8 protein-coding genes and 1 pseudogene are annotated in these 8,750 nt (G+C 59.7%); 5 read left to right on the forward strand and 4 right to left on the reverse strand.

Annotation, left to right across the window (positions count from 1 at the left end; all coding sequences use genetic code 11):
* The first annotated feature begins 5 nt into the window (after positions 1–5).
* From nrdI to EEQ99_RS33955, 4 genes are all read left to right on the forward strand, one after another.
* Positions 6–410 carry a class Ib ribonucleoside-diphosphate reductase assembly flavoprotein NrdI gene (gene nrdI, locus EEQ99_RS33940; protein ID WP_127431908.1) on the forward strand — a complete coding sequence of 135 codons (405 nt, stop codon included), beginning with the start codon at positions 6–8 and terminating at the stop codon, positions 408–410.
* Positions 389–2,593 (forward strand): class 1b ribonucleoside-diphosphate reductase subunit alpha, encoded by a 2,205-nt coding sequence (nrdE, locus tag EEQ99_RS33945; RefSeq protein ID WP_048338616.1) that lies wholly within the window; start codon positions 389–391, stop codon positions 2,591–2,593. The genes nrdI and nrdE overlap by 22 nt, the downstream gene beginning before the upstream one ends.
* A 173-nt stretch (positions 2,594–2,766) precedes the next feature.
* Complete coding sequence (gene nrdF / locus EEQ99_RS33950) at positions 2,767–3,741, forward strand: class 1b ribonucleoside-diphosphate reductase subunit beta (protein ID WP_127431909.1); 975 nt, start codon at positions 2,767–2,769, stop codon at positions 3,739–3,741.
* Positions 3,742–3,841: 100 nt separating this feature from the next.
* Positions 3,842–5,068 (forward strand): adenylate/guanylate cyclase domain-containing protein, encoded by a 1,227-nt coding sequence (locus tag EEQ99_RS33955; protein WP_127431910.1) that lies wholly within the window; start codon positions 3,842–3,844, stop codon positions 5,066–5,068.
* A gap of 1 nt (position 5,069) precedes the next feature.
* On the opposite strand, the gene queE is transcribed toward EEQ99_RS33955, so the two are convergent.
* The 4 genes from queE to EEQ99_RS33975 all read right to left on the reverse strand — a co-directional run bounded on the left by queE (position 5,070) and on the right by EEQ99_RS33975 (position 8,028).
* Positions 5,070–5,798, reverse strand: coding sequence for a 7-carboxy-7-deazaguanine synthase QueE (gene queE / locus EEQ99_RS33960; protein WP_127431911.1), 729 nt, complete (start codon positions 5,796–5,798; stop codon positions 5,070–5,072).
* A complete protein-coding gene (queD, locus tag EEQ99_RS33965) occupies positions 5,795–6,151 on the reverse strand; it encodes a 6-carboxytetrahydropterin synthase QueD (protein ID WP_127431912.1) in 357 nt (118 codons plus the stop codon). The genes queE and queD overlap by 4 nt, the downstream gene beginning before the upstream one ends.
* Positions 6,151–6,861 (reverse strand): 7-cyano-7-deazaguanine synthase QueC, encoded by a 711-nt coding sequence (queC, locus tag EEQ99_RS33970; RefSeq protein WP_127431913.1) that lies wholly within the window; start codon positions 6,859–6,861, stop codon positions 6,151–6,153. The genes queD and queC overlap by 1 nt, the downstream gene beginning before the upstream one ends.
* Before the next feature lie 114 nt (positions 6,862–6,975).
* Positions 6,976–8,028, reverse strand: coding sequence for a LacI family DNA-binding transcriptional regulator (locus EEQ99_RS33975; protein WP_028757121.1), 1,053 nt, complete (start codon positions 8,026–8,028; stop codon positions 6,976–6,978).
* 309 nt (positions 8,029–8,337) lie between these two features.
* Here EEQ99_RS33975 and EEQ99_RS33980 point away from each other — a divergent pair.
* Positions 8,338–8,750: pseudogene (locus tag EEQ99_RS33980) on the forward strand (extracellular solute-binding protein); the annotation flags it as partial.

Here is an 8,750-nt window from a genome sequence, read left to right on the forward strand (position 1 = left end):
AAGCGGTGGGGTTGATCGTCTATTATTCCAGCCGATCCGAAAATACCCATCGGTTCGTCGCCAAGCTCGGACTGCGCGCGGCGCGCATTCCGACCGGTGGCGTTGACGCGTTCCATATCCGCGAACCCTTCGTGCTTGTTGTGCCGACCTATAGCGGCGACGGCGGCAAGGGCGCCGTTCCCAAGCAGGTGATCCGTTTCTTGAACGATGCGGAAAACCGAGGACACATCCGCGGCGTGATTGCCGCGGGCAACAGCAATTTCGGCGAGACATACGGGCTCGCCGGCGACGTGGTCTCGCGGAAATGCCAGGTGCCTTACCTTTACAGGTTCGAGCTCATGGGTACGGAAGACGACGTCGCCAAGGTCAAACACGGGATGGAACGATTTTGGACACGGGAACAACTCTGACGCGGGATGCGGGCGCAAAACCGCATAACACTTTTGCTCATCCCGCTGGCGAACGCCCTTTGAAAGCGGCCGAAACGCTCGACTATCACGCGCTGAACGCCATGCTGAACCTCTATGACGAGGATGGGCGGATCCAGCTCGACAAGGATCGTTTGGCGGCGAAGCAGTATTTCCTGCAGCATGTGAACCAGAACACGGTGTTCTTTCACAATCTGCGGGAAAAGCTCGATTACCTCGTGACCGAGGGCTATTACGAGCAGGAGGTTCTCGACCAGTATTCCTTCAATTTCGTGCGCGACCTGTTTGACCAGGCCTATGCCAGGAAATTCCGTTTCCCGACCTTCCTCGGCGCCTTCAAATATTACACCAGCTATACGCTGAAGACCTTCGACGGAAAGCGCTATCTCGAGCGCTACGAGGACCGCATCTGCATGGTGGCGCTGGCCTTGGCACGCGGCGATGAGGGCCTTGCCCGCGACATGGTGGACGAGATCATTTCCGGCCGTTTCCAGCCGGCGACGCCGACCTTCCTCAATGCCGGCAAGAAGCAGCGCGGCGAGCTGGTTTCCTGCTTCCTGCTGCGCGTCGAGGACAATATGGAATCGATCGGCCGGTCGATCAATTCGGCGCTGCAATTGTCGAAGCGCGGCGGCGGCGTGGCGCTGTCGCTGACCAATATCCGCGAGGCCGGCGCGCCGATCAAGCAGATCGAGAACCAGTCGTCGGGCATCATCCCGGTGATGAAGCTGCTCGAAGACAGCTTCTCCTATGCCAACCAGCTCGGGGCGCGGCAGGGCGCGGGTGCGGTCTATCTCAACGCCCATCACCCCGATATCATGCGCTTCCTCGATACCAAGCGTGAAAATGCCGACGAGAAAATCCGCATCAAGACGCTGTCGCTCGGCGTCGTCGTGCCCGACATCACCTTCGAGCTCGCCAAGAACAACGAGGACATGTACCTGTTCTCGCCCTATGACGTGGAACGCGTCTATGGCGTGCCTTTCACCGAGATTTCGGTGACGGAAAAGTACCGCGAGATGGTGGCGGATGCCCGCATTTCGAAGAAGAAGATCAAGGCGCGCGAATTCTTCCAGGTGCTTGCCGAAATCCAGTTCGAGAGCGGCTACCCCTATATCATGTTCGAGGACACGGTGAACCGGGCCAACCCGATCGCCGGACGCATCTCGATGAGCAACCTCTGCTCGGAAATCCTGCAGGTGAGCGAGGCCAGCGACTATAACGATGACCTCTCCTACAAATATCTCGGCAAGGACATTTCCTGCAATCTCGGCTCGCTGAACATTGCGGCGGCCATGGATTCGGCCGACTTCGGCAAGACGATCGAGACCTCGATCCGGGCGCTGACGGCCGTTTCCGACATGAGCCACATCTCCTCGGTCCCCTCGATCGAGAAGGGCAATGACGAGAGCCATGCGATCGGCCTCGGCCAGATGAACCTGCACGGCTATCTCGCTCGCGAACGCATCTTCTACGGCTCGGAGGAAGGTGTCGATTTCACCAATATCTATTTCTATACAGTGACCTATCACGCGATCCGCGCCTCGAACCTCTTGGCGGTCGAACGCGGCACGAGCTTCAAGGGCTTCGAGAATTCGAAATATGCTTCCGGCGACTATTTCGACAAATATACCGAGCAGCTCTGGGAGCCGGCGACGGAGAAGGTCAGGGCGCTGTTCGAGACGGCGGGCATCCATATTCCGACAAGGGAAGACTGGGCCGCGCTGAAGAAGGCGGTCATGGCCTCCGGCCTCTATAACCAGAACCTGCAGGCGGTGCCGCCGACAGGCTCGATCTCCTACATCAACCACTCGACCTCCTCGATCCACCCGATCGTCTCGAAGATCGAAATTCGCAAGGAAGGCAAGATCGGCCGCGTCTATTATCCGGCACCGTTCATGACCAACGACAATCTCGATTATTATCAGGATGCCTACGAGATCGGACCGGAGAAGATCATCGACACCTATGCGGCGGCGACCCAGCATGTCGACCAGGGGCTGTCGCTGACCTTGTTCTTTCGCGACACGGCGACGACGCGCGATATCAACAGGGCGCAGATCCATGCCTGGAAGAAGGGCATCAAGACGATCTACTACATCCGCCTTCGCCAAATGGCGCTGTCCGGCACTGAGGTGCAGGGCTGTGTGTCTTGTACGCTGTGAGTTGATTTCGGCCGCGAGCCTTTAAGCAAATGGCCCCCTCATCCGCCTGCCGGCACCTTCTCCCCGATGGGGAGAAGACATTTGCGGCAGGCGCGACATCCCCTCTCCCCTCGGGGAGAGGGCAGGGTGAGGGGGCTCCGAGCGCCATCAGATCTATTGAGGACATAATCACCATGAACATCGCCGTAAAGCCGATCAGCCGCGTGCGCGCCGTCAACTGGAACCGTATCGAGGACGATAAGGATCTCGAAGTCTGGAACCGGCTCACCGGCAATTTCTGGCTGCCGGAAAAGGTGCCGCTTTCGAACGACATTCCTTCCTGGGCGACGCTGACGCCGGTCGAGCAGCAACTGACCATCCGCGTCTTCACCGGGTTGACGCTGCTCGACACGATCCAGAATGGCGTCGGTTCCATAAGGCTGATGGAAGATGCGGCAACGCCGCATGAGGAGGCGGTGCTTTCCAACGTCTCCTTCATGGAGGCTGTGCATGCGCGCTCCTATTCCTCGATCTTCTCGACGCTGTGCTCGACGCCCGATGTCGACGATGCCTATCGCTGGTCGGAGGAGAATGAATTCCTGCAGCGGAAATCGGCGATGATCATGGAGCAGTACGGCTCCGGCGATCCGCTGAAGAAGAAGGTCGCGAGCGTCTTCCTCGAAAGCTTCCTGTTCTATTCCGGCTTCTACCTGCCGATGTACTGGTCGAGCCGCGCCAAGCTGACCAATACGGCCGACATGATCCGCCTCATCATCCGCGACGAGGCGGTGCACGGCTATTATATCGGCTACAAGTTCCAGCGCGGGCTGGAGCGGCTCGGCGAGGAGAGAAGGCAGGAGATCAAGGATTTCGCCTTCGAGCTGCTGCTCGAACTCTACGATAACGAGGCCAGATATACCGAAGCGCTCTATGACGGCGTCGGGCTGACCGAGGACGTCAAGAAGTTCCTGCACTACAATGCCAACAAGGCGCTGATGAACCTCGGCTATGAGGCGCTTTTCCCGGCTGATGCCTGCAAGGTCAACCCGGCGATCCTGTCGGCACTTTCGCCGAATGCCGACGAGAACCACGACTTCTTCTCAGGCTCCGGCTCCTCCTATGTCATCGGCAAGGCAGTGGCGACCGAGGACGAGGACTGGGATTTCTGAGGTTTGATCGCCGTCTCCCCTTATCATTTGCTTCCCTATCGCCCACATTCAGCGGAAACTAAATTCAGTACTCGCCGATATGGCGCAGCAGGAGTTTTTGATGTCGTCTCTTTTGGACAAGGCCGGGACTACCGTCGAAGCGGATGATGGCGTCTGGCCGGTCCGCAGGAGACGGATCCTCGACTGGCTGGTGAACGAGACGCGCGGCGAGCGGTTCATCGACAACATCCTGGTGGAGATGTGCGAGAAGCTATTGGCATCAGGGGTGCCGGTGGCGCGCGCGACATTGCATTTCAGGACGAACCATCCGCAATGGATTGGCGCCCGCATCCTCTGGAAGGAGGGTCTGACGGAGGCGAAGATCAACACTTTCGCCTATGGTGTCGAAAATACCCCGGAGTTCCTGAAAAGTCCCGTCAATGCGATCCATCAGGGTGCGGAGGAGGTGCGCAAACAGCTGGAAGACACAGCCGACGGCGACGAGGATTCATTCTACCAGGAACTGCGCGACGACGGTCTCACGGAGTATATCGCCTGGCCGGTCGAGCATACGTTCGGCAAACGGCACGTCGCGACATTTTCCACCAGCCGGCCGGGCGGTTTTACGAATGATCATATCGATTCCCTGCGCGACCTGCTGCCGGCCCTGACCCTCGTCAGCGAAATCCGGCTGAAGAACATCATGGCGCGCACGCTGCTGCAGACCTATGTGGGACCGCATGCGAGCGAGCAGATCCTGTCGGGTGTTACGACACGTGGCAGCGGCGCGACCGTCGGCGCGGCGATCATGATCTGCGATCTGCGCGACTTTACGGCGATTTCGGATCTCTGGCCGCGCGACGACGTCATCCATCTGCTCAACGATTATTTCGACGCGATGTCCGACCCGATCGAGCGCTATGGCGGAGAGATCCTGAAGTTCATGGGCGACGGCTTGCTGGCGATCTTTCCGCTGAGCAAGGAAACGGCCTGTCATGATCTGCTGCAGGCGATCCGTGAGGGCCAGGAGTTGATGGCGCAATTGAACCAGCAGCATGCGAGCAATGGGCGCGAACCGCTGCGCTACGGCGTCGGCGTGCATGTCGGCGATGTCATGTACGGCAATATCGGCTCGCGCCGGCGGCTGGATTTCACCGTCATCGGGCCGGCGGTCAATGTCGCCTCGCGGCTGGAAAGCCTGACCAAGGAGGTCAAGCGTCCGGTGCTGCTATCGCGGGCCTTCGTCGAAATGGCGGGCTGCGCGGAGGAGATGGACAGTCTCGGCACCTTCCCGCTGCGCGGGCTCGGCGAACCGGTCGATGTCTTCGCCTTTCCAGAGGGCAGGTAGCTCAGACCCCTCGCTTGTTTCCCCAAAGCAGCACGTGCAGTTGAGGCAGCACGCGGGCTGCAAACCATTGGTCCGCCGTCACCTTGTCGACAAGCCAGTGCATCCGATCCATCACGCCGTCGATATCAATGCGGGCGTCGTCATCGTCGGGCGGCGGCGGGGTGTGGTTGCCGGGTTGGAGGAACAGGGGAATTTGGGGATAGCGCTCACCCGCCCGTTGGGCGAATGCGTAGTCGGCATCGTCGAAGACGACGATCTTCAAGGCGATCTCAGGGCCACCGGCGGCCAGTCGAAGACAGTTGTCCACCTGGTCCCAATCCGTCGGCATTCCGCTGGATGGCGGTTTGGGGCTGATGACCAGGACGTCGAGATCGCGAAACCAGGCCTGGGCTATGCTTCCCTGCGTTTCCAGTGCAAAGCGGTATCCTTGGGAATGGCCAAGTTCGATCAGCGGCCTTAAGGGCTGGATCGCCGGATTGCCTCCGGAAAGGGAAACCGTCAGTGGCTTTGCCCCGGAGAGTTCGGTGACCTTATGCCAGATCGCCTCGGGGGACATCGGAATCCATTGATCGCGGAAGGCGCTGTCGACCGCGTGCAGGCTGTCGCACCAGGAACATCGATAATCACAGCCGCCTGTTCTGACGAACACCGTCGGCAGCCCGATCAAGGCGCCTTCACCCTGGATGGTCGGGCCGAAGATCTCGCTGACGCGAATGGTTCCGCCACTCACGGCCTGTACTCCGCCCAGGTTTTCGGCGTCTCGCTGACGCGAACCGATGATGTCTCCGGGAAGCGCTGCTTGCACCAGTCGTAAAAGTGCCTTGCCAGGAACTCGGAGGTGACTTTCGAATGGCCGAACACGTCGTTCAGGTGCCGATGATCGAAGGTTTCGTCGATATAGCGCTTGAGCGACGAGAGGTCGTGGTAGTCACGAACGAAGCCGTCATCATTCAGGCTTTCGGCGGAGAGCTCGACGACCACGATGTAGTTGTGGCCGTGGAGCCGCGCGCATTGATGGTCGGCGGGCAGGTGATCCAGTTGATGGGAGGCGGAGAGGTGAAACTCCTTGGTGATGCGGTACATCAATGCACCTCCGTCGCCGAATATTGCGACACGGCCGCTTTCCAGAAGTCCCGGTCTTCGTACTCCGTCGGATCGGGAACGCCGGCCAGATGGAAGGCCTCGCGGCGTTCGACGCAGGTTCCGCAGCGCCCGCAGTGGAGCCTGCCGCCCTTGTAGCAGGACCATGTTTCCGAAAACGGCGTGCCGTGTTTTGCGCCGTCAACCACGATCGCCGCTTTGGGAACATCGACATAGGGTGCAAGCAATTTCACGCTGGCATAACCCTCCAGCGCTTCGTTCTGCATGCGCTGGAAGGCGTCGATGAAGCCCGGCCGACAGTCGGGGTAAATGAAGTGGTCGCCACCATGCACGGCGACGGCAACGGCATCTGCCTTTTGCGCTGCCGCCAGACCGAAGGCGATGGCCAGCATGATGGCGTTGCGGTTCGGGACGACCGTGGCTTTCATGGTCTCCTCGGCATAGTGGCCGTCGGGAACCTCGACATTGTCGGTCAGGGCCGATCCGCTGAGATGGCCGCCGATGCTGGCAATGTCGATAATATGATGGCGAACGGAAAGACGTGCGGCACACTTCGCGGCGAATTCGAGTTCCTTGCGATGCCGTTGGCCGTAGTCGAAGGAAATTAGGCCGATAAGCTGTTTTTCCGCGGCTATCCTGTGGGCAAGCGAAACGGAGTCCAGTCCGCCGGAGCAGACGACGATGGTTTTCATATTTTGGATCCCTTGTTTTGACCGGGTGGGCTGCGACCGGATTACGCGGTGCTTCTAGGACAAATCACGCGTCATGCAAACAGTTTTAAGAGGTCGGCCGTCACAGCCGAGCGGTTAACCGACCGGAAAGTTGATCTGCGGCGGCAGCAGAAGCTGCAGATCTTCGGCGTCCGGATTGTTGATGCGCTGCAGCAGCATGCGGCCGAGATCCTCGCCGGCGGCCGTCAGGTCCTCGTGGATCGTGTCGACCTTCGGCTGCAACTGGCTGAGAAGGCGGGATGTCTCCTTGGCGACGATATCGTAATCGATGGCCAGTAAACGGCCGGCATCGCTCATGCCGCTGATGACGGCGAGCGCCGAAACTTCGCCGGGACAGATGAAACCGTCAGGAGCATCCGGGGCATCAGCGCGGCTGCGAATGAAGTCGCGCAGCACACCCGCCGGTGTATCGAGATCGATGGCTTCAGGGATCTCATAGGCGATGCCTGCTTCGCGCACCGCCGTCATGAAACCATGCAGAATATGCTGGCAGAAGGTCAGCCGTTTCGGCGGCAGGATCACCGCCACCTTTCTGCGGCCCTTGGCGATCAGCCGGCGCGTCGCCTCATAGGCAAAGGTGAAATTGTCGTAGTCGACATAGGGGTGCGGCGTCGAAAATTCGGTGCGGCCGTGACAGATGAAGGGAAAGCCGGTTTCGAGCAGCAGGCGGACACGGGCATCGAGCGGTTCGGTGCGTGTGAAGATCAGCCCGTCGGCGAGGTGGTTGCGGATAATGTATTCGGCGGCCTCGACGTCGGTCGTCGACAGGAAGTTCGGTGCGACGACTAGATGGTAGGCGGTCTCTTTCAGCGCCTTGGCGATGCCGTACATGATCGAGGTGCTGAAGCCGACCACCTCCTCGTGCGAATCGAGCAGAATGGCGATGACGTTGGTGCGGCCGGTCTTCAGACGCTGCGCGGCCCGGTCGGGGAGATAGCCGATCTCGCGGGCGATACGGTGCACGCGTTGACGGGTCTCCAGCGAAATCTGCGGCGCGTCGGAAAGCGCCCGTGACACCGTCGTCACGGCAAGACCGGCGATCGTGGCGATCGTTCGCAAGGTCGGCTTGCCGCGCCTGTGTGCGATATCGAAATTTTCGCCGCGTTGCGGCCGGGACGGTTCGGTCACCCTGAGCTTTCCATGCTGGATTTGCCGACACAATAACACGATGAATCCGGCACGCAATCAACGAATGAAAACGTTTTAAATTTCTACGTTTTGTTAATCTTACAGAAAATATCTATTAGTTTCAATGCCATGGCGAAATAACCATATTTTTCTCGACAGTCGAGAAAGGACTTGACGATCAAAGAGTTATAACGTTTTAAATTAGCAACCGCGCGGAGGAGCGCGGTCGTATGTCGACCGCCATAATGGGTGGAAAACATCGGGCGGCAGGGAGGGTCCCGCCGCCGATTTGCAAATGGGAGGAAATTCATGCGCAAGTTTTTGAGCTCGGCAGCGATTGCTGTCGTGATGATGGCCGGCCTGAGCGCAGCGCAGGCTGCCGACGTGAAGGAAGTGCAGATGCTGCACTGGTGGACGTCGGGCGGGGAGGCAGCGGCGCTGAACGTTCTGAAGCAGGACCTGTCGAAGGAAGGTTTTGCCTGGAAGGATGTTCCGGTGGCCGGCGGTGGCGGTGACGCGGCGATGACGGCGCTGAAGGCGATGGTGGCGGCCGGCACCTATCCGACAGCCTCGCAGATGCTGGGGTATACCGTGCTCGATTATGCCCAGGCCGGTGTCATGGGCGACCTGACGGAGACGGCGAAGAAGGAAGGCTGGGACAAGTCGGTGCCGGCGGCGCTGCAGAAGTTCTCGGTCTATGACGGCAAGTGGGTCGCAGCCCC

Origin of the sequence: Rhizobium anhuiense (assembly GCF_003985145.1) — a bacterium.
Classification (GTDB): Bacteria; Pseudomonadota; Alphaproteobacteria; order Rhizobiales; family Rhizobiaceae; genus Rhizobium; species Rhizobium anhuiense.

What these genes read in the sequence shown, in the direction of transcription:
- nrdF (WP_127431909.1), top strand. Translation starts at nt 2,767, where the DNA reads ATGAACATCGCCGTAAAGCCGATCAGCCGCGTGCGCGCCGTCAACTGG.
- EEQ99_RS33955 (WP_127431910.1), top strand. Translation starts at nt 3,842, where the DNA reads ATGTCGTCTCTTTTGGACAAGGCCGGGACTACCGTCGAAGCGGATGAT.
- queD (WP_127431912.1), bottom strand. Translation starts at nt 6,151, where the DNA reads ATGTACCGCATCACCAAGGAGTTTCACCTCTCCGCCTCCCATCAACTG.
- queC (WP_127431913.1), bottom strand. Translation starts at nt 6,861, where the DNA reads ATGAAAACCATCGTCGTCTGCTCCGGCGGACTGGACTCCGTTTCGCTT.